This is a genomic window from Acidovorax sp. (assembly GCF_046294525.1).
In the GTDB taxonomy this organism is placed as follows: Bacteria; Pseudomonadota; Gammaproteobacteria; order Burkholderiales; family Burkholderiaceae_C; genus Acidovorax.
On sequence record NZ_JBKBKQ010000037.1, the window covers coordinates 12778 to 37435 of the forward strand.

17 protein-coding genes are annotated in these 24658 nt (G+C 63.1%); all 17 read left to right on the top strand.

The window, feature by feature from the left end:
• The first annotated feature begins 3 nt into the window (after window positions 1-3).
• The 17 genes from ACK4HJ_RS21615 to ACK4HJ_RS21695 all read left to right on the top strand — a co-directional run bounded on the left by ACK4HJ_RS21615 (window position 4) and on the right by ACK4HJ_RS21695 (window position 24362).
• Entirely contained in the window at window positions 4-477 is a 474-nt protein-coding gene (locus tag ACK4HJ_RS21615; RefSeq protein WP_409835394.1) for a TssQ family T6SS-associated lipoprotein, read from the top strand.
• A gap of 28 nt (window positions 478-505) precedes the next feature.
• Window positions 506-2668 carry a type VI secretion system-associated FHA domain protein TagH gene (gene tagH, locus ACK4HJ_RS21620; protein ID WP_409835396.1) on the top strand — a complete coding sequence of 721 codons (2163 nt, stop codon included), beginning with the start codon at window positions 506-508 and terminating at the stop codon, window positions 2666-2668.
• Window positions 2665-3453: a PP2C family protein-serine/threonine phosphatase gene (locus tag ACK4HJ_RS21625; RefSeq protein WP_409835398.1), complete on the top strand. Its 789-nt coding sequence runs from the start codon at window positions 2665-2667 to the stop codon at window positions 3451-3453. The genes tagH and ACK4HJ_RS21625 overlap by 4 nt, the downstream gene beginning before the upstream one ends.
• Before the next feature lie 19 nt (window positions 3454-3472).
• On the top strand, window positions 3473-4042 hold the full coding sequence (gene tssJ, locus ACK4HJ_RS21630) for a type VI secretion system lipoprotein TssJ (protein WP_409835400.1): 570 nt from the start codon (window positions 3473-3475) through the stop codon (window positions 4040-4042).
• A gap of 4 nt (window positions 4043-4046) precedes the next feature.
• On the top strand, window positions 4047-5381 hold the full coding sequence (tssK, locus tag ACK4HJ_RS21635) for a type VI secretion system baseplate subunit TssK (protein WP_409835402.1): 1335 nt from the start codon (window positions 4047-4049) through the stop codon (window positions 5379-5381).
• A gap of 15 nt (window positions 5382-5396) precedes the next feature.
• The gene (locus ACK4HJ_RS21640) at window positions 5397-6728 is read left to right on the top strand and encodes a DotU family type VI secretion system protein (RefSeq protein WP_409835425.1); all 1332 of its coding nucleotides are present in this window, start codon (window positions 5397-5399) and stop codon (window positions 6726-6728) included.
• Entirely contained in the window at window positions 6725-10363 is a 3639-nt protein-coding gene (gene tssM, locus ACK4HJ_RS21645; protein WP_409835404.1) for a type VI secretion system membrane subunit TssM, read from the top strand. Before ACK4HJ_RS21640 ends, tssM begins: the two co-directional genes overlap by 4 nt.
• Entirely contained in the window at window positions 10345-11112 is a 768-nt protein-coding gene (gene tagF, locus ACK4HJ_RS21650; protein WP_409835406.1) for a type VI secretion system-associated protein TagF, read from the top strand. Before tssM ends, tagF begins: the two co-directional genes overlap by 19 nt.
• A gap of 13 nt (window positions 11113-11125) precedes the next feature.
• Entirely contained in the window at window positions 11126-12127 is a 1002-nt protein-coding gene (tssA, locus tag ACK4HJ_RS21655) for a type VI secretion system protein TssA (protein WP_409835408.1), read from the top strand.
• Window positions 12128-12450: 323 nt separating this feature from the next.
• Entirely contained in the window at window positions 12451-12999 is a 549-nt protein-coding gene (gene tssB / locus ACK4HJ_RS21660; protein WP_409835410.1) for a type VI secretion system contractile sheath small subunit, read from the top strand.
• A 26-nt stretch (window positions 13000-13025) separates the two neighbouring features.
• Window positions 13026-14522, top strand: a complete 1497-nt coding sequence (tssC, locus tag ACK4HJ_RS21665) for a type VI secretion system contractile sheath large subunit (protein WP_409835412.1) — start codon at window positions 13026-13028, stop codon at window positions 14520-14522.
• A gap of 251 nt (window positions 14523-14773) precedes the next feature.
• On the top strand, window positions 14774-15559 hold the full coding sequence (locus ACK4HJ_RS21670; RefSeq protein ID WP_409835414.1) for a type VI secretion system accessory protein TagJ: 786 nt from the start codon (window positions 14774-14776) through the stop codon (window positions 15557-15559).
• A 12-nt stretch (window positions 15560-15571) separates the two neighbouring features.
• Window positions 15572-16096, top strand: coding sequence for a type VI secretion system baseplate subunit TssE (gene tssE, locus ACK4HJ_RS21675; RefSeq protein ID WP_409835416.1), 525 nt, complete (start codon window positions 15572-15574; stop codon window positions 16094-16096).
• A 16-nt stretch (window positions 16097-16112) separates the two neighbouring features.
• Window positions 16113-17987: a type VI secretion system baseplate subunit TssF gene (gene tssF / locus ACK4HJ_RS21680; protein WP_409835417.1), complete on the top strand. Its 1875-nt coding sequence runs from the start codon at window positions 16113-16115 to the stop codon at window positions 17985-17987.
• Complete coding sequence (gene tssG, locus ACK4HJ_RS21685; RefSeq protein WP_409835419.1) at window positions 17984-19120, top strand: type VI secretion system baseplate subunit TssG; 1137 nt, start codon at window positions 17984-17986, stop codon at window positions 19118-19120. The genes tssF and tssG overlap by 4 nt, the downstream gene beginning before the upstream one ends.
• A 53-nt stretch (window positions 19121-19173) precedes the next feature.
• Window positions 19174-21927 carry a type VI secretion system ATPase TssH gene (tssH, locus tag ACK4HJ_RS21690; RefSeq protein WP_409835421.1) on the top strand — a complete coding sequence of 918 codons (2754 nt, stop codon included), beginning with the start codon at window positions 19174-19176 and terminating at the stop codon, window positions 21925-21927.
• Between the two features lie 95 nt (window positions 21928-22022).
• Window positions 22023-24362, top strand: a complete 2340-nt coding sequence (locus tag ACK4HJ_RS21695; RefSeq protein ID WP_409835423.1) for a S41 family peptidase — start codon at window positions 22023-22025, stop codon at window positions 24360-24362.
• Window positions 24363-24658: the final 296 nt, after the last annotated feature.

Consider the following 24658-nt stretch of genomic DNA (forward strand, 5'->3'; position numbering starts at 1 on the left):
ACAATGTCGCCCCGTTTTCTGAACCATTTGTTGATTGTTTGCGCAGGCACCCTGCTTGCCGCTTGCCAGACGACCCCCGAGGCCCCTCCCGCGAAAGTCGAGGCCGTGCAACCCGCGCCACCGCCAGCGCCCGTCGCGCCGGTAGACCCCCGTGCCGAAAAGGAAGCCTTGCTGACGGAGGCGCTGAATATCTATGCGGAGGGGCAATTCGAAGATGCGATCGTGAAACTGACCCCGCTGGCAGAAGCGCCCGAGCTCACGCTGACTTCCCAGATTAAGGCGCGGAAGTTCATGGCCTTCAGCCACTGCGCTCTGGGACGTGTTCGCCCCTGCAGGCAACAATTTGATCTTGCGCTCGAACAAGATCCCACGTTTCAGCTGACGGAGGCCGAGAAGGGCCATCCTGTGTGGGGACGTGAGTTCAACAACGCCCGCAACGCTGCACGTAACAAGCGCGCGACACGTAAGGCATCTTGACTTCGGACCTCTCACGAGCGCAAATCAGATGGAGAAGATTGAACTGGTGGTCACCCACCAATCGGGCGCACCCGCAGACCGCGTGGTGTCGGCGATTTTTGGCATGGCCGGTGGCACCATTGGGCGATCAGGACAGAATAAGCTCGTTCTGCCCGACACGGATGCCCAGGTCGCCCGCGTCCATGCCATGGTGAGGCTGGACTCTGACCACGCTTATCTCGCCAATCTGTGCGAGCGCCGCTCCGTTCAGGTCGACGGCCTGGATGTAGTTTCTGGCCAGGAAGTACCCCTGGGGCACGGGGCCGAGATCGTCATCGGCGCCTACCGAATCCTTGCAACGGTACCGGGAGCAGAGCACCGCACAGCGGCGAGTTCGCTGGAAGCCCATGATGGACAACTTCACCACGGAGTAGACACCTCGCCGCAATCTCTCAAAGTGGCACCCGAGTCGTTGCAGGGAAGTCCCCACGCGCTCGGACTGGCCTCTTTGCCCAATCCATGGGCTGACATTCCGCCCATCGTAGGCGGTGAATTCACCATCCCTGAGCTGGTCGATGGGCAAACAGCGACAGCGCGAGCCGATGGCGATTCAGTTGTGTCAGCAGGCGACAACCCGTTTGCCATGCTGGGCCGTGTGGAAAGCCTGGGCTCTAACGCCCCCGCCGCTACGGCAGCGGCATCCATCCCTCCTGCTTGCGCTCGGAGCCTTGACGAGGGTTCCGCATTGGTGTCCAGCAACCCCGAGCCTGCTTCCGCGTGCAACCCACTCGCGCCTGCTGCGACTGGGCCAGCGCCTGCCGCCCACCACAAACCGCAGGTACATCGCGCCATGGTGATACCGGACGACTTTGATCCGTTCGCGGCGGATCCCAAAGATCTTGCGAATCAGCGGGACGCATGGAGCGGAGATCTCGCAGCGAAAAGCCTTTCGGAAGTGGCTCAGTTGAAGAATGACGAGCTGCTGCAGTCGCTGCCACCTACAGCTCACTTTGCGGGGGACATGGACAATCCAGCGCACACCGGCCTGCCCAGGCAGTTGGACCCCCATGTAGAGCTCAACCCGCTCAAGCTGTTTCGCGAACCCGGCGAGTCGATGTACAGGGAGGCGGAGGACCACGGACTCGCACGGGGCTCAGACCTGGCCCAGGTCTTCAGCATGCCCCGCGGCACAATTCGCCACGCTGATATCACCACGAGCGCGCAGCTGGCAGAACACGCAGCTCCCCCCGCTGGCCCCGGTGCGCTGGCCCGCGCATTGCCAGAGGAACACGAGGCAGCAAAGGTTGCGCAGGCAGCAGGTCTTCAAACCATGCAGGGCCTGGATCTTGACTTGTTTGACGCTCCCGCACTGGATGCAGCCGCCACAGATCCTACCGGCGGATTGGCTCAACGAGACCCGGGCGAATTGCCCGTTCTCCTTGGCAGCCAAGCACCTCGCCTTGCGCCGCGCGTGCCCTCTTCAGAGCCAACGCCGAGTCACCACACCGCCAATGATTCAGCCCCCACCGTAACCGCGCCGGAGGGCTCCGAGACGCTTCAGACCTTGCTGCAGCCGGCCTTGCGCACACAGCCACATCCTGCGCCCGTGAACGATGGGCAAGCATTGGCTGCCGCTTTCCTGGAAGGTGCGGGACTCGCTCTGGATCGCGCTACCTTCGCCATCACGCCTGAGTTCATGCGCCAATTTGGCGAGGTGCTTCGCGTTGCAGTGCAAGGCTCCATTGATCTACTGTCCGCCCGCTCTGAGATCAAGAAGGAATTCCGGGCCGACGTCACCATCATTGCGTCCGGCAAGAACAATCCACTCAAGTTCCTCCCAACCGCGGAGGGTGTGATGCTCCAACTGGTGGGTCAGAGTTTTCCTGGCTTCATGCCCCCAGTCGCGGCGCTTCAAGAGGCTTTCAATGATCTGGCGGTGCATCAGATTGCGCTCATGGCGGGCATCCGTGCGGCCTATGCCGAAGCGGTGACGAGCCTGAGTCCAGCCGAACTGGAGAAGAAGTCAGCAAGCTCGGCAGGCATGCTGACCAAGCTGTCGTCCCTGCACCGGAAGGCTGCGCTGTGGGACGAGTACCAGCAAAAGTACGATTCCATTCGCCAACACGCGGAGGACGACCTGATGGCGTTCTCGGGCCAGACTTTTGTGCAAGCCTACGAGAACGCGGCGCGATCCGCCGGGGGGACGCCGTGATTACCCATATCGCGGGCGAATCGCACCGGCTGCAACTCACCGTCTCGGCCGTCACCGAGCGGGGCGCACGCGCCACGAACGAAGACTACCTGGGCATGATTGATCTGGGCCGCCAGGGTTTCTGCTGCACCCTTGCAGACGGGGCGGGAGGCCATGGCAACGGTGCCCTGGCAGCCCGGCTTACCGTGGATGCGGTGCTGGGCGCATACCGCGAGAACCCCTTGTTCGCGCCAGCAAGCCTCGCCTCCCTCATTTCCCGCGCAGAACACACAGTTTCCGAAGAGCAGCCCATGTCCAAGTCCCGGATGCACATGAGTGCGACGGTGGTCTTGCTGTGCATCGACCCGCTCACCGGCAGGGCGCTATGGGCACACTGGGGCGACTCAAGGCTGTACTGCTTTCGCGACGGGAAGGTTCTTCGCATGACGGAGGACCACAGCGTCGTGCAACAGTTGTTGCATGCGGGCGTCTACCCACGCAGCGACCCGCGCACGCTTCCGAACCGCAGCGTGCTCGCCGGTGCCGTCGGCGCCGATTCACAGGTCCCACCCACCGTGCTGCATGAGTCCATGGATTTGTTGGAGGGCGACGCCTTCCTGCTTTGCTCCGACGGACTGTGGGAGAACCTGCACGAATCCGAAATGGAAAGCGCGCTCCAAACGTCTGAACGTCCGGACGCATGGCTACACAACATGACCACCTCGGTCATGACTCAAGGCCGCCCCCACCAGGACAACCTCAGCGCGCTGGCGGTATGGGTGGGCGCCAACCCGGCTGTGAACTGACCTTGCAAGGACCTTCCCAATGACATCAACCAAATATTGCGCTCAAGCTGTCGTTCGCATCACGCTTCTTATTGCAGCGGGGTGGGGCCTATTGGGCTGCGGCGTTGTGAACACGCTCAATAGACCCACCGAGACACCGACGGCCGTGCCGTCCGCCATCATTGAGATCGTCTCCGAGCGAAGCCTCAATCCAGACATCGACGGCATACCGAAACCAGTGCTGTTGCGCATCTACGAGTTGCGGGCTCCAGCGGCTTTTGAGCGATCCAGCTTTTTTGATCTTCAGGATAAGGACGAAAGTCAGCTGGGCGGCGATTTTGTCCGGCGCGAAGAGTTTCTGATCACGCCCGGCGAGCGCCGCATCATCGAGCGCAAGGGCAACCCAGATGTGCGGGCGTTCGGTTTCTTTGCCGCATACCGGGACCTGGAGCGCAGCACTTGGCGCGCATCTGTGGACGCCCCCAACTCCGTGGAGATGCGACGCCGCTGGTGGGGCCTGGGCCAAACGGAGCGCCTCAAGCCGGTGCACTACCTCGTCACGGTTTCACGCGACGCGGTCCGCGTCCAGCATCAAATTTCAACAAGGTAACACCATGGTTTGGCAGAGAAAAGTGGTGTGGGCTGAAGGCATGTTCCTGCGCCCACAGCACTTTCAACAACAAGAGCGATACATCGACTTTCTGGTGCAAGGCCGCAGCCTGCCCGCCCAAGCCTTTTACTGGGGGTTCTCCGAACTCACGCTGGACTCGCAGATGCTGGCCCTCGGCAAGATTGCGGTGCTCTCGGCCAAGGGCGTGATGCCGGACGGAACGCCATTCGACATTCCCCAGGTTGATGACGCGCCCCCGCCGCTGGATGTGGGAAAAGACCTCAAGGACGCCATCATTCATCTGTCGCTGCCGCTGCGCCGCCGCAGCGGCGCAGAAGTGACGTTGAGCGAAACCGACACCGGGATGACCCGCTACCAGGCCGAGGTGTTGGAGGTCTCTGACGTGAACGATGTGGGCGCGCAGCCCGCAGAAGTTCAAATTGGCAAGGTCCGCTTCAGCCTCCGCCCCACACGCGAACTGTCGGACGGATGGGTTTCGCTACCCGTCGCCCATGTGGTGGAGCGCAAATCTGATGGGGCGGCGTTCGTGGACCGCTCGTTCATCCCGACCGTTGTCAACAACTCCGAGACCTCGGTCCTCTTTCAGTATTGCAAGGAGCTGCATGGCCTGTTGAAGCAGCGCGGCGCCGCGCTGGAGGAACGTCTCATACAACCCGGGCGCGGCGGCGTGGGTGAAGTGGGCGACTTCCTGATGCTGCAGTACATCAACCGGTGGGAGCCGGCCGTTGAGCACTGGGTGCGGACCAGGACGATCCATCCGGAGCGTCTGTTTGACGACCTTTTAAAGATGGCAGGCGAACTGGCCACATTCACCCGCGAGCAGCGCAGGCCGGCCGCCATGCCCGCTTACGACCATGACGACCTGCGCAGCTGTTTTCCCCCCTTGATGCTTGAGCTGCGCCGCGGCCTGTCCTCTGTGCTGGAGCAGAACGCCATCCAGATCGAGTTGCAGGAGCGCCAGTATGGCGTGCGGGTTGCACTGATTCCATCGACCGAACTGCTGACCACCTGCGATTTCGTGCTGGCCGTGCACGCGCAGACCACCGTGGAATTCCTGCGCACCCACTTTCCCACCCAGACCAAGCTCGGCCCGGTGGAGAAGATCAGGGATCTGGTCAACCTGCACCTTCCCGGCGTCATATTGCGCTCGCTTTCGGTCGCACCGCGCGAGATCCCCTACCACGCCGGCTATTCCTATTTCGAAGTCGATACGACCCACGACCTGTGGCGCCAGTTGAACAACTCCGGTGGCTTGGCCATGCACGTATCTGGCGAATTTCCGGAACTGCAGCTCGAGTTCTGGGCAATCCGCAGGTAATCCATGTCTATGACCATGCAAATGACGGACAACTTTTTTGCCTCGTCCGCTGGCGGTTTGGCTACCGATGGAATTCCGGGGCTGATGGATTCCTCCATGCCCGCTGCGCCCGCCGCGCGCACCGATCTGCCCGATGTCATCAGCGGGGGCAACCCACTGGTCGCATCGGCCAACGCGCTGCTGAATCTGATTCCGCAAATTCGCGCCATGGCCTCCAATTCGGACCCGGAGGGATTCCAGCGTCTTCTTCTGGCCAATATCCGTGAATTTGAGCGCGGCGCCGGAGCGGCCGGAGTGCCTATTGAAACGGTGATCGGCGCACGGTATTGCCTGTGCACCGTGGTGGACGAGGCCGCAGCACAGACCCCATGGGGCGGATCGGGCGTGTGGCCCAAATACAGCCTGCTGGTGGCCTTGCACAACGAGACCTGGGGCGGCGAGAAGTTCTTCCAGCTGCTTGCCAAGCTGGTCCAGACGCCGCATCAGCATATTGACCTCATTGAACTCATGTATTTTTGCCTGATGCTTGGCTTTGAAGGCCGCTATCGGGTGATAGAGAACGGCCGCAGCCAGTTGGAAACGCTCAAAGCCCGGCTGCTGGCACTGATTGAAAGCACGCGCGGAGACCGCAGCAGCGCGTTGTCTTTGCGCTGGAAGGGTGAGGACCGCAAGGCCGCCCCTCCATGGACGATGGTGCCGCTGTGGGTGGCCGCGGCGCTGACCTTGCTCCTGGCATTCCTGCTGTTCCTCTGGTTCAGCTACCGGCTGGCAGCGCAGTCCGACGCCTTGTTCGCAGCCATCAACGGCATCCGGTTCCCCAAAGCAATCGCTGCCGTCGCCACAGTGGACAAACCACGGCTGCGCCAGTTCCTGGAGCCGGAGATCAGAGAGGGCCTGGTGGAAGTCATCGACCAGGCAGATCGCAGCACCATCATCCTGCGCGGTGATGGACTGTTCGATCCCGCCTCTACGGTAGTGAAGCCCCGTTATGTCCAGGTGATTGAGCGGGTCGCCATCGCCCTCAACGAGGTCCCTGGAAAGGTGGTGGTCAACGGATATACCGACACATCCCCCATCCGCACAGCGCGCTTTCCCTCCAACTGGCACCTGTCTCAGGAGCGCGCCCAGTCCGTCTCCGACATGCTGCTGCGCACGGTGCGCGACAGCCACCGCGTGCGTGCGGAAGGCCGCGGCGAAGCGGACCCCGTCGCTCCCAACACGACCAGTGAAGGCAAGGCAAGGAACAGGCGCGTGGAAATCATTCTGATGGTCGCCCCACAGGTGCGCGACAGCGAGCTTCAAGCCATTGGCAATCCCCTCCCCCGTGTCGAAGGCACCCGGAAATGAGCATCCTGAGAAAGATGGCCGCACTGCTTTTCAACCGGCACACGCTGGTGTTCTGTGGGCTGATGCTGCTGAGCCTTGTGATCTGGTTCATTGGTCCACTGGTCTACATCAAGCCCTATCAACCACTGGAGAGCGAAGCCGTTCGCTGGTCCTTGATTGCAGCGTTGTTTGTGGTGTGGTTCATCAAGCTGCTGCTGCAGTGGTGGCGAGCCAAGCGCATGAACGACAAGCTGCTGGGCCAGCTGGCAAAACTGACTGCAGGCCGGGACACACCTGAGAGTCTGTCACCCGGCCATGAAGAAGTGGCGGAACTCGAAGGCCGCTTCCAGGAAGCCATCCAGGTACTGTCCAAGACGCGCTTCGGCGAAACGGAAAGCGGGCTCCTGGGTCGCTTCACCAAGCGATACGTCTATCAGCTGCCGTGGTACCTGATCATCGGCTCACCCGGCTCGGGCAAGACCACGGCGCTGGTCAACTCGGGACTGAACTTCCCATTGGCGGACCAGTTTGGAAAAGGCTCCATCCGGGGCGTCGGAGGAACACGCAACTGCGACTGGTGGTTCACGGACCAGGCAGTGCTGCTGGACACGGCGGGCCGCTACACCACTCAGGAAAGCGATGCCGTTCAGGACAAGGTGGCATGGTCGGGCTTTCTGCAACTGCTAAAGCGCTTCAGAGGGCGGCAGCCGATCAATGGCGTCATCGTGACGCTGAGCGTGCAAGAGTTGCTGAGCAGCAATGAAGCCGAGCGTGCGCATCTGGCCAAGACCATTGGTCTGCGGCTGGGCGAGTTGTGCGAAGAGCTCGCCATCAAATTCCCTGTGTACGTGCTCGTCACCAAAGCGGACTTGCTGGCAGGTTTCAACGAGTTTTTTGGCCAGATGACCCGAGAGGAACGGGCTCAGGTCTGGGGCTTCACCCAGCCCTACAAAGAATCTGCGACCAGCCTGGCTCCCACAGCGCAGTTCACATCTGAATTCGACGCCCTTGTTTCCCAGATCAACCGGCTGCTTCCCCAGCGCCTGCTGGCGGAGCCCGACCTGGCACGGCGCGGGCTGATCTACGCCCTGCCTCAACAGTTCGAAGGCTTGCGGGACGTGGTGAGGCAGACCCTGGAAGGTGCTTTCTCATCCTCGCGCTTCAAGGAGAAGCCGCTTTTCAGAGGGGTGTACTTCACCAGCGGCACGCAGGAGGGGATGCCGTTCGATCGGGTCCTGTCCGCACTGAAGCGTCGGTTCGCGGTCAGCAGCCCTACAAAGCCGCTCGGCGGACACCAGGGCAAGAGCTTTTTCATTGAAACCCTTTTCAAGGGAGTGATGTTCAACGAGGCCGGGCTGACGGGCCGAAACGCAAAAAAGGAGCGGCAACTTCGTCTGCTCCAGGCCGGCGGGTTGATCGGCCTGGCACTTGCCTTTGCTGGCGCCGCCTTGGCATGGAGCATCAGCAACAGCAACAACCTTGCGTACCTGGACGAGGTCAAAGACAGCGTGACAACGCTGCGCCAGGCGGTGGAGGAAGCCAAAAACGCGGATCTCGACAATCTGGTGGCCTTGCTGCCGCTGCTGGACCACGCTGAATCGCTGGCAGCCAGCGAACGCTACACGGGTTCGCCGCCCATCAGCTGGCGTTGGGGACTGCTCCAGGTGCCCAAGGTCCAGACTGCCGCAGACACCACGTATTTGCGCCTGCTGGAAGATGCTTGGTTGCCCGGCATCGTCCGGCAGCTGCGCAGTTCGCTGCAGCAGACGTCCACCACCAATCCTGAGGCAAGCTACGAGGCGTTGAAGGCCTATCTGATGGTCCATGATGCGGAACGCTTCGACGCGCGCGCCGTCAAGGCCTGGATCCGGCACGAATGGGAGTCCCGCCTGACCCCCGAGCTGGTGCAGGCGGGTGTGGGAGAGAGGCTCTCCCATCATCTGGACCGCCTGATGGATGAGCGCGTGGTTCTAGCCACGACGCCCATCGACAACGCCCTCGTGGCAGAGGTGCGGCAGCGACTCGCGCAAATGTCGCCAGCACAGCGTGCATACAGTCGCCTCAAGCAGATGCTCGCCTCCGGCAACAACCTTCCGGCCGATTTCAATGTCGTCCGAGCGAGCGGCCCTGAGGCGCCCCAGGTATTCAGCCGTCGCAGCGGCCGCCCTCTGACGCAGGGCATATCTGGACTGTTCACATACGACGGTTACCACGGAGTCTTTCTGCACGAAGTGCCCAAAGTGACCACCCTGCTCTCCAAAGAAGAAGGCTGGGTGATCGGCCAAGCAGATGGTCGCCGAAGCACCACCCAGGAAGTTCTGACAGGCCAGATGGCCAACGAAGTTAAGCGCCTGTATCTGATGGAGTACGCCAAGCTGTGGGAAGACTACTTGGCCGACGTGCGCCCGACCCGCATCGGCTCGCTGGACCAGGCAGGCGAGCAGGCCCGGCTGTACTCGGCTGCCAACTCCAGCCTGGAACAGTTCATTCGCGCCGTTGCTCGCGAAACCACCTTGGCTAGGCGGCCCGATGTAGATGGCGGCAACAGCGCTGGCACCAGCAGTTGGCTGGGCGAAAAGCTCAACCGAATCCGGGAGGAACAGCGACAGCTGAGCCGGCTTACCGGAAAACAGGTCAATGTGGGCGGTCTGACACCCAGCGGAACGCTGGAGGCGGACATCGTGGATTTCCGGTTCCGCGAGTACCGCCGCCTGGCCACCAGCAATGGGTCCGGGCCCACACCACTAACCCAGAGCCTGCAGGTTCTCAACGAAGCTTCCGCAGTGATCGCGGCAGCGCGCCAGCAGGTGAAAGCAGGCGGCACTGTACCACCCACCCTGTCGTCCACGCTCGAAAGGGTGCGGGCCGAGGCGAAGCGCCTGCCTCCACCACTGAATGTGATGTACGACGACTTGGCGGAGGCGACCTCCACGATGGTGGGTCGGGACGTGCGCAGCACCATTGGCGGAAACCTGAACGCCACCATCGGGGATTTCTGCCGCAGAGCCATCCTGGGACGTTACCCGTTCACCCGCAGTGCCGGACGCGACGTGACGGCTGATGATTTTTCCAAACTCTTCGCCGCAGGTGGAACGATGGACGAGTTCTTCCGCAGCACGCTGCAGCCCATGGTCGATATCTCCACCGCCACCTGGACCTTCAAGCAGGGTGTTGACGGCACCCCGGTGGGGGGATCGGGTTCGCTCGCCTCGTTCCAAAAGGCTGCAACGATACGGGACGTATTTTTCCGGGCAGGCGGGAAAGCGCCCGGTATCCGCCTGGATGTGAAGCCCATCGAGATGGACGCTTCAATCTCGCAGATGGTGCTGGACGTTGACGGAGACGTGCTGCGCTACCAGCACGGCCCCCAGATTCCAAAATCCATCAGTTGGCCCGGCACGCGCGGCACAGGCCAAGTGCGCCTGCAGATAACGGCGGCTGGCGCCGAAAACTCGGGACTGGTGACGGAAGGCCCCTGGGCCCTGCACCGCTTGTTTGATCGTGCGCAAGTTCTGCCCGGCAACGCGCCCGAGAAATTCACGGCCATCTTCAACGTAGATGGGCGAAGGGTCCGGTTCGAAGTCACCACCAGCAGTGTGCTCAACCCGTTTCGCCTGAAGGCCATGGAGGAGTTCGAATGCCCGAACAACCTCTGAGCGACTGGGCAGGTCAAGGGGCTGGCCATGTGGCGGCCGGGTGGTACGGGAAGCTCCCCAGCCTCGGGGATTTCGTCGGCCGCCGCATGCCCCACGCGCTGGAGTCGGAATGGGACAACTGGGTGCGGGCAGGCATGGACGAACTCCGAAGCGTGAGCCCTGAAACGTGGTCAGAGGTGTTTGTGTCTGCGCCCGTGTGGTTCTTTGCGGCAGCCGCCCGCGTCACCGGCAGTGCCGTGGTGTTGGGAGCCCTAGCGCCCAGCATGGACCGGGTCGGCCGCTACTACCCGCTGACCATTCTGGCCGCAGCGCCCCACACGGACGCTGCGCTGGCGGACGACGCCAGACTGAGGACTTTTTTTGCCGGAGCCCGCGCCGCCATCGTTGACGCCCGGCGCCTGGCATGGTCCGCAGAAGAGTTGGACGAACGCGTCTCCTACCTTACGCCCCCTTATGAAAGACGGCGCGCGGACGTGCGCAAGCCCTCTCTGATTGACGACATCCTTTCCAACCTCAGCGAGGCTTCGTACGCGCAGCAGCCAACGGAAGACAAGGTCGAACTTCCCCGCAGTGAATGGCGCGACTACCTGCTCGGCCAGGCTGACCGCAGCCTTTGGTGGGTATCTCCCACCGGACGTACGGGATACCGGGACCTCATGCACCGCGGTTCGCTCAACAGGGATCTGTTCTCTCAATTGTTCTCGAACCAGTCGCACTTCGAACAGAAACCCGCGGCCACACCCTCCTGAACGCAATATTCCCATGATCGACATCGAAGCCCTTCTACACGAAGCGGAATCCAACCCGCCCTGCGGCCCCGAAATGACCTATGCACCGGAGTTCCTGGCGCTGGAACAGGCGGCGCGAGGGAAACTTGAACAGCAATACGGCGACACCATCATTCCGGCGGAAGAGCCAGACTGGCAGGCTGTCGAAAACAGCGCCGGGCAATTGCTGCGCCAAAGCAAGGACATGCGGATTGCAGGCCTGCTGTGCAGGTCGTGGACGAACACGGCTGGCCTGCAGGGTTTGGCGCAGGGCCTTGAGCTGATGGCCGCGCTACTGGAGAGGTACTGGGACACCCTACACCCGGTGGCAGAAGACGACGATTACTTCATGCGGATGAACGCCATCGCCATCCTCAACGACGTGGCAGGCCTGCTGCGCGAGCTGCGGCAGACAGAGTTCATCAAATCCACGTTCGGCAACTTCACCGTTCGCGACGCAGAGGTACTTGCCAGAGGCCAACGGGCAGACTCCAACCCCCAGCTCACCGTTGAGCAATTGCGACTGGGTCTAGACGATGCGCTGAAACGGGAGGATCCACGCTTGATGGCCCTCCCTGGCGCGAAAGCGTCTTTAGAAAGAATCCATCAGATCTGCTCAGACAAGCTGCCCCACCACCAGCACCCTGACCTTGGGAACATTCAATCGCTGATCGCTTTACTGGCCGACCTTCTCCCCCAGCGAGGCACAGAGATCGATGGGATCACACCGGTCGAGCAGGCAAGCGCAAGCATTCCTGTGCCACCACAGCGCACGGATTCCCTTGAGATCCGAACAAGGGATGACGCCATCCGGCAGTTGGTAAAGATCGCGGAATTCCTGGAATCCACGGAGCCGACCAATCCCGCATCGCTACTCATCAGGCGATCTGCCCGGCTCATGGGCATGGGGTTCATCGACATTCTGCGAGAGCTCGCGCCGCAAAGCCTGCAGCAGATCGAAGTGATTACCGGTACTCAAAGCGACGGTGCCCACTGAGCGAACCTACGAACTGTAACAGTCAGGACCTTGAAGCCTCAGATACTGAACTACGTCTTTACAGGGACGACGCTTCACGCAAAGTTCTCAGAAGTTTCGCTTGTAACTGTTCACAGGAGTGGTAACTCCCGCTGAATAACTTTGCGCTTGCAGTGTCGGGCAAACAAGCCCTCTTTTGAGGACGCAAAACGGTATGTCGGCTGTTGTGGACTGTGGTGGTTACACACAATTTTGTAAGCATTTGAACCAGGGAAAGGTCCAGGCCAGTCACCCCGTCAATGGCGGACCCAGGTTTTTAGATTCAGGCAACTTGAGAGGTGAACATGTCAATTACCAAGGTGGGGAAGAGCGGGCAGAAATTCATTGCAAGAAACCGGGCTCCGCGGGTGCAAATTGAATACGACGTCGAGATCTACGGCTCCGAAAAGAAGGTGCACATTCCCTTCGTGATGGGGGTGATGGCCGATTTGTCCGGCAAGCCGCTGGAGAACCTTCCTGAAATCGCAGACCGCAAGTTTCTCGACATCGACATCGACAACTTCGATGCGCGCATGAAGTCGATCAAACCGCGCGCTTCCTTCCTCGTACCCAACACGCTGACTGGCGAGGGCTATCTGAGCGTTGACCTGACGTTCGAGAGCATGGACGACTTCTCTCCCGCCGCCGTGGCGCGGAACATCGGCCCGCTGAACAGCCTTCTGGAGGCACGCACCCAGTTGCACAACCTCCTGTCCTACATGGATGGCAAGCAAGGCGCCGAGGAGTTGATCCGCAAGGTGTTGCAAGACCCGGCCTTGCTCAAGTCCCTGGCCGCAGGTGCCAAACCTGCCACGGACACCGTGGAAGGCTCTGTACAAAACGACGCCGCTTGAGGCAGAACAGCGAACGGAACTCACCCATGAGCGCACTTCCCATCACCGAATCCAACGCGGCCCACACTCTGGAGGGGCACGAATTCGCCTCTTTGCTGAACAAGGAGTTCAAGCCCAAGACGGACCAGGCCCGCGACGCCGTCGAGGCTGCTGTTCAAACGCTGGCCCAGCAAGCACTGGCCTCGGTGGCCACCATCTCCAACGATGCCTATCAAACGGTGCAGGCCATCATCGCGGAAATTGACCGCAAGCTGTCCGAGCAGGTGAACTTGGTCATTCACCACGCCGAGTTCCAGAAACTGGAGGGCGCATGGCGTGGCCTGCAGCACCTGGTGACGAACACCGAGGTGGACGAAATGCTCAAGATCCGCGTGATGAACATCTCCAAGAAGGAGCTGCATCGCAACATGCGCCGATTCAAGGGCGTGGGCTGGGACCAAAGCCCCATTTTCAAGAAGGTCTACGAAGAAGAGTACGGCCAGTTTGGCGGCGAGCCTTTCGGGTGCCTGGTGGGAGATTTCCATTTCGACCACAGTCCGCCGGATGTTGAGTTGCTGGGGGAAATGGCCAAGGTGGCCGCCGCGGCGCACTGTCCTTTCATTTCAGGTGCATCGCCCGCGCTGATGCAGATGGACTCCTGGCAAGAGCTTGCCAACCCCCGTGACCTGACCAAGATTTTCACTAACACGGAGTACGCAGCCTGGCGCAGCCTGCGGGAGTCAGACGACTCCAAGTACATCGGTCTGGCCATGCCCCGCTTCCTCGCGCGGCTGCCCTATGGCGCCAAGACCAACCCGGTCGATGAATTTGATTTTGAAGAAGAGACCGCCGGCGGCAACCACAGCAAATATTGCTGGGCCAACTCCGCATATGCGATGGCAGTGAACATCAACCGCTCATTCAAGTACTACGGATGGTGCACCTCCATCCGCGGTGTCGAGTCGGGCGGTGCCGTGGAAAACCTGCCTGCCCATACCTTCCCCACCGATGACGGCGGCGTGGACATGAAGTGCCCTACGGAAATCGCAATCAGCGACCGCCGCGAGGCCGAGCTCGCCAAGAACGGTTTCATGCCCCTGGTGCACCGCAAGAATTCCGACGTCGCCGCCTTCATCGGCGCCCAGTCGCTGAACAAGCCTGCGGAATACTACGATGCCGACGCCACGGCCAATGCAAACCTGTCGGCGCGCCTGCCATACATGTTTGCCTGTTGCCGTTTTGCGCACTACCTGAAGTGCATCGTGCGCGACAAGATCGGTTCGTTCAAGGAACGCAGTGACATGGAGCGCTGGCTCAACGACTGGATCATGAACTACGTGGACGGAGATCCTTCGAACTCTTCGCAGGAGACGAAGGCGCGCAAGCCGCTGGCCGCCGCAGAGGTGGAAGTGAACGAAGTGGAAGGCAACCCCGGGTACTACACCTCCAAGTTCTTCCTGCGCCCTCACTACCAGCTCGAAGGCCTGACGGTGTCGCTGCGACTGGTGTCCAAGCTCCCCTCGGTCAAAGAAGCCGGCAACTGAGTGCTGACGAGGCTCTGGCAAACCCGTTTGCCAGAGCGCTTGCGCACTTTGCGTGCCGCACACATATCGGTTGCAATAACGGCCAGCGCCAGAAGGTGGCGGGCAGAGTTGCCGCCGCCTGCTGGTCACGCACGCCTCGCAGACCGCTGAACACGTTTCTGCCAAGCATGTACGTGCACGCGCCGTCTTGCTACCGAGAGCACATCCCGCCCGCCCCTTTTCACAACAGCCTCGCATTCATGAGCAACTCCGTGACCACAGCACTTTTCGACTCTCACCTGCCTTTGGCCCAGCAGCTCGACCAAGTCAAAGAGGCCATACGTTCCGATCCCTCCAAGGCATCGCTGCGGACTTTTTACTTTCAGCTGCTGGCGGTGCTTGGAGACTGGACCAAGGCGCTGGCCCAGTTGCAGGTCTGCGCGCAGCTGGACCCCAAGGCCCTGCCCATGGCGCAGGCCTACCGCGAAGCCATGCGCTGCGAGATGCTGCGCGCGGAGGTATTTGCCGGCACACGCACCCCGTACATCATGGGCGAGCCGCCCGAGTGGCTGAGCTACATGGTGGATGCACTGAAAGCGCAGACGGAATCCTCAGCCCAGGCGGCTTGCGAACTACGTGCACGCGCTCTGGAGATGGCGCCTGCCATCTCCGGCGCCATCAACGCAGAGGCGTTTGAATGGCTGTGCGACTCCGATTCGCGCCTTGGGCCCATCTTCGAGTTCTATACCAACGGCTGCTACTACTGGATTCCTTACTCCGCACTGCGCAGCGTGGTGCTGGAGAAGCCCCAGGATCTGCGCGACGTCGTATGGCAGCCCGCCGAGTTGACGCTGGTGAACGAGAGCACGCTGCGAGGCCTTGCGCCGGCGCGCTACCCCTTGCACGCCGAGGACGACGACGGACTGAAGCTGGGGCGCCGGACGGAGTGGACCGAACTGGGCGAAGAGCATGTGGCCGGCCGAGGCCAGAAGGTGCTGATCACCGACCAGGGTGACCATGCCGTTCTCGACGTGCGAACCATCTCCTTCAACGTTTGACGACCACACGCCATGTTGTCCCGGCGCATCAGCGGAACAGGCACGGAGAAGGACCGCCTGCAACCGGCCCTGCTCGACCGACTCACCGACCATGAGCCGACCCAACGCACCGAGCAGGCCGACGCCGTCTACGTGACAGATTCAAGGCTGCGCGCTGCCCTGCTGCGCGATCTGGGCTGGCTGCTGAATGCGAGCAATGCATCGGGCCACATCGATTTTGATGGTCTGTCCCACGCTGAGCATTCCACGCTCAACTACGGCATGGCTCCGCTCGCCGGCAAGCTTCTTTCAGACCTCGACTGGAAGGATGTCGAGCTCAATGTGACGCAAGCGATCCTGACTTTCGAGCCGCGTATCTTGCCGGAAACCCTGGCCGTCACGCTCCTGCCGTCCTTTGACTCCCTGAACCACCACAACACCTTGCAATTCGAGATTCGCTGCCAATTCTGGTCCATGCCCTATCCGCTGGAACTCCTGCTCAAGACCAGCCTGGACCTGGAGACCGGCCAGGTCGTCGTTTCCGATCTGAGGAGCTGAGTGTGGGAGCCGCCCGATGAATCCCCGCCTGGTGGAGTACTACAACCGCGAGCTGGCCTACCTGCGCGAAGTGGGCGCGGAGTTTGCCGCTGCGTTCCCCAAGGTGGCGGGGCGCCTCGCGCTGCGCGACCTGGACGTTGCGGATCCTTACGTGGAGCGGCTGCTGGAGGGTTTCAGCTTCCTCACGGCGCGGGTACAGATGAAGATGGACGCCGAGTTCCCGCGGCTGTCCCAGCGCATCCTGGAGATGGTGTGCCCCCACTACTTGGCTCCCACACCGTCCATGGTGGTGGTGCAGATGTCCCCCAGTGAAGTCGAAGGCAACGTCGCGGACGGTTTCTGTCTTCCCGCAGGAAGCATGTTGCGGTCTCGCAAGGCTGCGGAGGACCAGACGCCCTGCGACTTCCGTACCGGCCATGACGTGACCCTGTGGCCTATCGCATTGTTGCGTGCCACGCTCGGAGGCGCCCCCCTGGACCTGCCGCTGTCCCGCATGCGCCTTCCGGCCGACGCGCCGGGTCATCTGCGGTTTGAGCTGGCGACCCAGGGTGCCATGGAGTTCGCGCACCTGACCATGGACCGCCTTGACCTCTACATCCACGCGACAGATGCTGTAGCGTCCCACCTGCAGGAATTGCTGCACCAGTCCGTCCTCAGCATCGTGGTGCACGACCCGCAAGATCCCGCCAGGGTGTACGGCCAACTGCCCGCACATGCCTTGCATGCCGAGGGCTACGAGCAATCGCAGGCGCTGCTCCCGTATTCGCACCGGGCCTTCCAGGGACACCGGCTATTGCACGAATACTTTGCATTTCCGCCGCGGTTCCGATTTTTCTCAATCCGCGGCCTGGCCGAAACGCTCCGCAAAGTCCCGGCCAAGCGCGTGGCTATCACGCTGCTGCTGCGCAAGGCCCAGCCAGACCTGGAAGCCGTGGTGGACCATCAGAAATTCCTGCTGCACTGCACCCCCGCCATCAATCTTTTTGAGCGGATGGCGGACCGGATCCACGTATCGTCCGATGTGAACGAATACCACGTGGTGATGGAGCGCACCCGGCCACGCGATTTCGAGGTCTACAACGTGCTCAGCGTCACGGGCCACCAGGAGGGCAAGGTCAACGACCGCGAGTTCGTACCGCTGTACACCTCGGTGCACGGCATACGTCCGGAGGACCAGGCCTACTTCGCTGTGCGTCGCGAACCCCGTCTCTTTTCGGAGCACGCGGTGCGCTTTGGCCCCCGCACGCAGTACCTGGGCAGCGAGGCGTTCCTGTCGCTGGTGGATCAGCGGGCCGCACCCTTCTCCGACGACCTCAAGCAGTTGTCGGTGCGCACCTTGTGCACCAACCGGGACCTTCCGCTGCTCATGCCCGTCAATCGGCCTGAAGGCGACTTCACGACCATCGAATCGGCCCCCATCGGTCACATTCGCACCGTGACCGGCCCCTCGCGTCCCGTGGGCAGCATTGCCGAGAACGAAATCACCTGGAGGCTGATATCCCACCTGTCCCTCAACTACCTCGCCATGACGGACCTTTCCGACGAGGAAGGTGCCGCCACCTTGCGCGAGTTGATGGGCCTCTATTTGGCATTGGGAAACCACGCCTTGGCTGGCCAGGTGGCAGGTCTGAAGGAAATGAGCGTCCGCCCCATCACCCGCCGCCTGACACAGCATCGGCAGTTGGTGTACGGCCGGGGTGTTGGCATTGAACTGACCGTCGACGAAGCGTCTTTCGCGGGGGTCAGCGCATGGCCCCTGGTGTCAGTGCTGGAGCGGTTCTTTGCACGCCACGTCGGCGTGAACAGCTTCACGGAACTGTCCCTGCAATCGCGCCAGCGCGGCAAAGTTGCGCAGTGGGAAGTGCGTCCCGGCCAAAGGCCCGCACTATGAACGCGCGCACGCTCTTCCCGCAGGTTTCGCTATCGCAAGAGCCAGCGGCACCGTCCTCGCCTGTGGCCGCTTCCGCCCGCTCTTCCGACCTGTGGCAGCGGCTGCGGCGTTCACCGCATTCGTTCGATCTTTTTTTCACGCTGCGGTGGCTGCAGGCCCGCCACGTCGACATGCCGCGTCTGGGCCGGGCAGCCCGGCCCAAGGCGGAGCCCATCCGGCTGGGGCAAGACCCGTCGCTGGCATTTGCACCAGCCACGATTGCAGAGATCCTCCCAGCCATCGGTGGCCACCCCGAACGCATGACGGTGTGGAGCTTCGGCCTGTATGGACCCAATGGCCCGCTGCCCACCCACCTTACGGAATACGTGCGTGAACGCCTTCGGCAACACGACGACCCGACCCTTGCTCGCTTCTCCGACATCTTTCACCACAGGCTGCTGCTGCTGTTCTTCCGCGCCTGGGCCGATGCCCAGCCTACGGTGTCGCTGGACCGCGTGGGCGACGACATGTTTGGGCGGCACCTGGGCAGCATCGTCGGCATCGGTGAGCCTTCTGCGCGCCAGCGTGACGCCGTGTCGGACCATGCCAAGCTGCACCACGCGGGGCATCTCACGCGGTTCACCCGCAACCCTGAGGGGCTGCAGCGCGCCATTGGCAGCTACTTTGGCGTCAAGGTGGACTTGCAGGAGTATTGCCTGCACTTTCTGGCGCTGGAACCCTCGCAGCAAACACGCCTGTCGCGCCTGCCATGCAACTCGCAACTCGGCGTGGACACGGTGGTTGGCGCACGCGTGCCCGACGCCCAAAGCAAGTTTCGCCTGCGGATAGGCCCCATGACCCTCACGCAGTACGAACGCTTCCTGCCCGGCCAGCCGGACTTCAAGGCGCTGGTCGACTGGGTTCGAAACTATCTGGGCATCGCGTACGCCTGGGATTTCGAGCTGGTACTGCGCCGTGAAGAAGTCCCTGCCGCCCAGTTGGGGGGCGGCGCCCGCCTGGGCTGGACCACATGGGTAATGAGCGCGCCTGCCACCCATGACGCGGACGACTTCCGCATGGACCCTGAATCCTGGATACAGCAGCGCGGCCGCCCTGTGCGCGGGCATGCACCCCTGCGCAGCCGCTCTCCCTGACCGCACACATCGTGCCCAACCCGTATTCTTTTCAACGCTTCGCATCACGTCCCATGTCCGAAATCAGCCGCCTGGCCCTGTTTGGCAAACTCAATCCTCTTCTGTTCAAGTCGCTGGAAGGCGCCACCGTATTCTGCAAACTGCGCGGCAACCCGTATGTAGAACTGGTGCACTGGCTGCACCAGCTGCTCCAGGAGAACGACTCCGACCTGCTGCGAATCTTTCGCCACTTCGACGTGGATGCGGCGCAGCTCGCGGCCGACGTGCTGCGCAGCCTAGACCGGCTGCCGCGCGGCGCCACATCCATCAGCGACTTCTCCGACCAGATCGAAATGTCCATCGAGCGCGGCTGGGTGTACGCGACCCTGATGTTCAACGAGTCGCAGATCCGCAGCGCGTACTGGCTCTCCGGCATGCTGCGCACACGCACCTTGGCCAACGAACTGCGCGCCATCTCCAAGGAACTGGAGAAAATCAACGAGCCCGCACTCAGCGACGCCTTTGCAAAGCTGTTGCCCGGCTCACCCGAAACGGCGCTCAAGGCGTCTGACGGCTCCGGCCTGCAAGGGGTGCCCGGCGAAGCCAGCGGCGCCACGTCTGCGCCGGGCGCTGGCAAGCAAGAAGCGCTGCAGCGCTATACGGTCGATCTGACCGAGCGTGCCCGCAAGGGCGAGCTGGACCCGGTGACCGGCCGCGACGAGGAAGTGCGCCAGATGATCGACATCCTGATGCGGCGGCGGCAGAACAACCCCATCCTGGTGGGAGAGGCCGGCGTCGGCAAAACCGCCGTGGTGGAAGGTCTGGCACTGCGTATTGCCGGTGACGACGTTCCGCCGCCCCTGCGCGGAGTACAACTGCGCGTGATGGATGTGGGCCTGTTGCAGGCCGGCGCCAGCATGAAGGGCGAGTTTGAAAACCGCCTGCGCTCGCTGCTCGACGAAGTGCAGGCCAGCACCACCCCCATCGTGCTGTTCATCGACGAGGTCCACACGCTGATCGGCGCAGGTGGGCAGGCAGGCACCGGCGACGCAGCCAATTTGCTCAAGCCCGCGCTGGCGCGCGGCGTGCTGCGCACCATCGGCGCCACCACGTGGGAGGAGTACAAAAAGTACATCGAAAAGGATCCGGCCCTGACCCGGCGCTTTCAGCTGGTCCACATCCATGAACCGGACGAACCCAAGGCCGTCCAGATGCTGCGCGGCGTGGCCGCCAAGCTCGAAGGCCACCACAAGGTGCGCATTGCGGACGAAGCCGTGCAGGCGGCCGTCAGCCTATCGCACCGTTACATTCCCTCGCGGCAGCTGCCGGACAAGGCCGTGAGCCTGCTGGACACGGCCTGCTCCCGGGTGGCCATGGCGCTCACGGCCACGCCCGCCCGCCTCGAAGCAGTCACGCGCCAGCAGGAGGCCTTAAGGGTGGAGCGTGAGGTCGTGGAGCGGGAGGCCGCGCTGGGCGTCGCCCATGAAGATCGGCTGGCCGAGCTGCTGGCCCAGCTGGAGCGGCTGGACACCGACCACGCCGCCCTTGCCCAGCGACTTGCGCAGGAGAGCGCACTGGCCGAACGCATCGTTGCCGCTGAAGCGGCTCTGCTGGCCGGGCGCCAGGCCGCCACCTCGGCCGCGCCATCGGATTCAACGCTGCCAGCAAGCACCCTGGCCGATGGCAATCCGCCTGCGGAGCGTGCACACCCATCGTCCAGCACAGCCCTTGATGCGCCCGCCTCTCTGTCTGCGCAGGAGATTGAAAAGCTGCGCCTGGAGCTGGCCGCACTGCAGGGCGATGACCCGCTGTTGCACCCCGTGGTGGATGCCAACGTCATCGCTGCCGTGGTGGCAGAGTGGACGGGCATCCCAGTGGGCCGCATGGTGCGGGACGAAGTGCAATCCGTGCTGGGTCTGGCGCAGACGCTGGAGCGCCGCGTGATCGGCCAGCGCCATGGCCTGGAGGCCATCACACGCCGCATCCAGACGGCTCGCGCGCGCCTGGACAACCCTGGCAAGCCCATCGGTGTGTTCTTGCTTGCAGGACCCTCGGGCGTGGGCAAGACAGAGACCGCGCTGTCGCTGGCCGAAGCGCTGTATGGCGGCGAGCAGAACCTCATCACCATCAACATGAGCGAGTTCCAGGAGGCGCACACGGTGTCCACGCTCAAGGGCGCGCCGCCCGGGTATGTGGGCTATGGCGAAGGCGGTGTGCTGACCGAGGCCGTGCGGCGCAGGCCTTATAGCGTGGTGCTGCTGGACGAAATTGAGAAAGCGCATTCCGATGTGCACGAGATGTTCTTTCAGGTGTTCGACAAAGGCTGGATGGAAGACGGCGAAGGCCGCTACATCGACTTCAAGAACACGGTGATCATCCTCACATCCAACGTAGGCTCCGACCTGATCGCGAGCATGTGCAACGACCCCGAACTGATGCCTTCGCCCGAGGCCCTGACCAAGGCCGTGCGAGAGCCCCTGCTCGGCAAGTTCCCCGCAGCACTGCTGGGCCGCCTGACCGTGGTGCCTTACTACCCCATCTCGGACGCGATGCTGGAGCAGATCATCCGCCTTCAGCTGCGCCGCATCCAGACACGCATCCAAGCCAATCACGGTGCGCAGTTCGAGTTTGACGACAGCGCCGTGCAGCTAATCCGCGAGCGCTGCAGCGAGGTCGAGTCCGGGGCCCGGATGATCGACGGCATCCTCACGCAGAACCTGTTGCCCCGCATGGCCATGGAATTCCTGCAGGCCACCGTGGACGGGAAGTCCATTGAAAGAATCGAAGTGCGCGCCGTCGACAACGATTTCGCCATTCGCTACGCCTGAAGGCCTGGTGTCCCGAGCGAGAGGTTCGTTAACTCGGGACACCAGGAACTTGTCCGTGCCGTCCGCACGCCCGCTCATGCCTTGAATCCTTCGCCATGAACACCCTTCCCTGCCGCCCACTCCCCCCCTTGTCCGGCTCTGGCGCCACCGGCCCCGGGATGCACGCAGAGTCGCCCGCGCGCCGCAGCGCATGGCTGCGCCAGCGGACAGCAGCATGGGCCGGCATGTCCACCGGTGTGACTGCCGCGATGGCTGCGGCCGCCATGCTGATGGCATCTGCTTCGGTGGCCCAGGCGCAAGGCTTTTCCTTTGGCGACATCGGGCGTGCGGCCGAGGTGGTGAACCGTGGAGAGGCCGCGCTTTCTACCGGCCAGCAGGTGCTTTCCACGGGCCGCCAGGCGGTGGATACCGGGCGGCAGATGTGGAACAACCGCGGCTACGCCCCTACACAGCCGCCGTCTGGCCCGGCCGTCATGGCGCGCGACGAAGGGGGGCCAACGCGGCTGATCGCGGTGCTGGAACGCAACGCGGGCGACGCCATCTCGGTCAGCAACACGCTGGTCGGCCTGCTCGACCAGGGGGCGTACTTTGTGCAGCGCCAGCCCGCCCACACCACGCCGCCGCAAGACCAGCTGCTGGCCAGCCCGCGTGCCGACAGTTCCGCCGTGTCGTTGGATCTGCCGCACACGCCCCCCGGCACGCTGTTCGACCTGAGCACCGGGCGCACGCGCTCGGCGGGGGCCGGGGTGAAGGTCTACGCCCTGTCCGTGCACTCCAACCTGCCGCGCCGTGCCGGCCGCCGCGCACTGGATGCCATCGAGCAACATGCCATGCTCGCGTCCAGCTCGGTCCAGCTGGAATGGCCGCTGCAACCCGATCTGGCGCTGGAGCCCGTGGGCGGCAAACTGCTGGTGTGGGCCAGCGAAGCGGGCGTGGCATTTCCCTCCGGCTTTGGTGCCGACGGCCGGCTCTTCACTTCAGACGACCCCATGGTGCGCCTGCCCCGGGGCTACACCGTGGTGACGCTCGACAGCCGAGGCTTCAGCTTTGACCGCAGCCGCGAGGTGGCCCTGCCGCAATACAGCGTGCAGTCCACCACGGACATCGACCTGGCGCGGCTGGCGCCCGGCGATGCCTTCAAGGCATTCACCAGCCTGATGCAAGAGCGCTACCCCTTCCGCAACAACCCAGCCACAGACTGGAACAAGCTGCAGGCAGAGTGGGCGGAACGCATTCGCCAGGCCAGCGACCAGCGCGACCGCAGGGCGCTGGGCCAGGCCTATGCCGCCCTGGGCGCCCAGCTGCAGGACGGCCTGTTCCGCGCCGACCTGCGTGGGGGCGCCGCCTCTTCCGCCAGCTGGCAGCAGGGCGTGGACGTGGGACTGTCTGAACAATGGCGGCCGCGCGGCACCATGCCCCTGCCCGTGCCGGGCGTGTGGTGGCTGCCGGACGGGCGCGCACTGGTGAGCAGCGTCACGCCGGGCTCACCTGCAGCGCTGGCAGGTTTGCGGCCGGGCGCCGAGATTCTGGAGGTCAACGGCGAAAGCGTGTCCCGCTTCTTGGGCCGCGTGTCGCGCACTTCCAGCCGCCCTACCGAGGCGGGCCGCCGCCACGACGCCCTGCGGATGATGGCCAACGACCGCGATGCAATGACCCTCAAGGTGCGCCAGGACGGCAACGACTTGACGCTGGACCTGCGCCAGCGCATCGCCGAGAGCCCCCAGCCTCCTGCCCGCGCGCCCAACAACGAGTCCCTGTCGGCCTTTCAGCTGCGCAGCCACACGGGCAGGCAATACGGCTACATCGCCTTCAATTCGTTTGCGGACGGCGGGGGCAACCTGGAGACGTGGGAACGCAGCCTGGCCGCCGCCAACCAGTCGCGCCTGCGCGGGCTGATTCTGGATCTGCGGGGCAACAACCACAGCGCCTACCAGCTGGTGCCGCACTTCGCGGCGTCCTTCTTTTCGTACGACCGCCCGCTGCGCCTGCAGGCCTATGCACAGCGCCAGGTGGATGCGACCACCAAGGTCTGGCGCACGCGGGGCAGCCTGGGCCTGCCGCCCCAGTTGCCTCTGTACACCCAAGGCAGCGACCACTACGGCGCGCCATTGGTGCTGCTGACGGGGCAGGAGTGCACGGGCCCCTGTGAAGTGTTCTCGGCCTGGCTGCAAAAATCCGGGCGCGCCCACATCGTGGCCACGGAGCCCACCCCCGGCATGGTGGGCCTGACCACGCGCGTGCTGCTGCCCGGCGAGGTGGTGCTGCATGCGCCCACCGTGGCCGAGATCGGCGCGAACGGCGAACATTACGTGCACGGCAAGGGGGTGGAACCCGACCTGCGCGTGCCCGTGGACGCGGGCTTCGTGCAGCGCATCATGGGCGGGGGCGACCCGGTTCTGGACGCCGCCGTGCAGTGGCTGGACGGCAAGACCTGAGGCAGCGGGGTTAGGAGTCTGCGCGGCAGAAGGCATCGAAGCGAAACGCGCGAAAACCGAGGATCGCGTGGTGCTACCGACAAGCCCAGGAAAGACCCCTGGGCGCAGGCGGTAGTACTGCGCGAGACCGGTTTATCGCACGTTGCAGCCGATGCTCCTTCTGCCGCGCAGACTCCTAGCAGGCTGCTGAAATACCTCTCGCAGTCCCTCCGCCGCTGAGACACAGCCACGACAATCAAGGCCCCCGACCACAAGACAAGCCATCCATGCGCGGAGCCGACACCTTCACCGAGAGC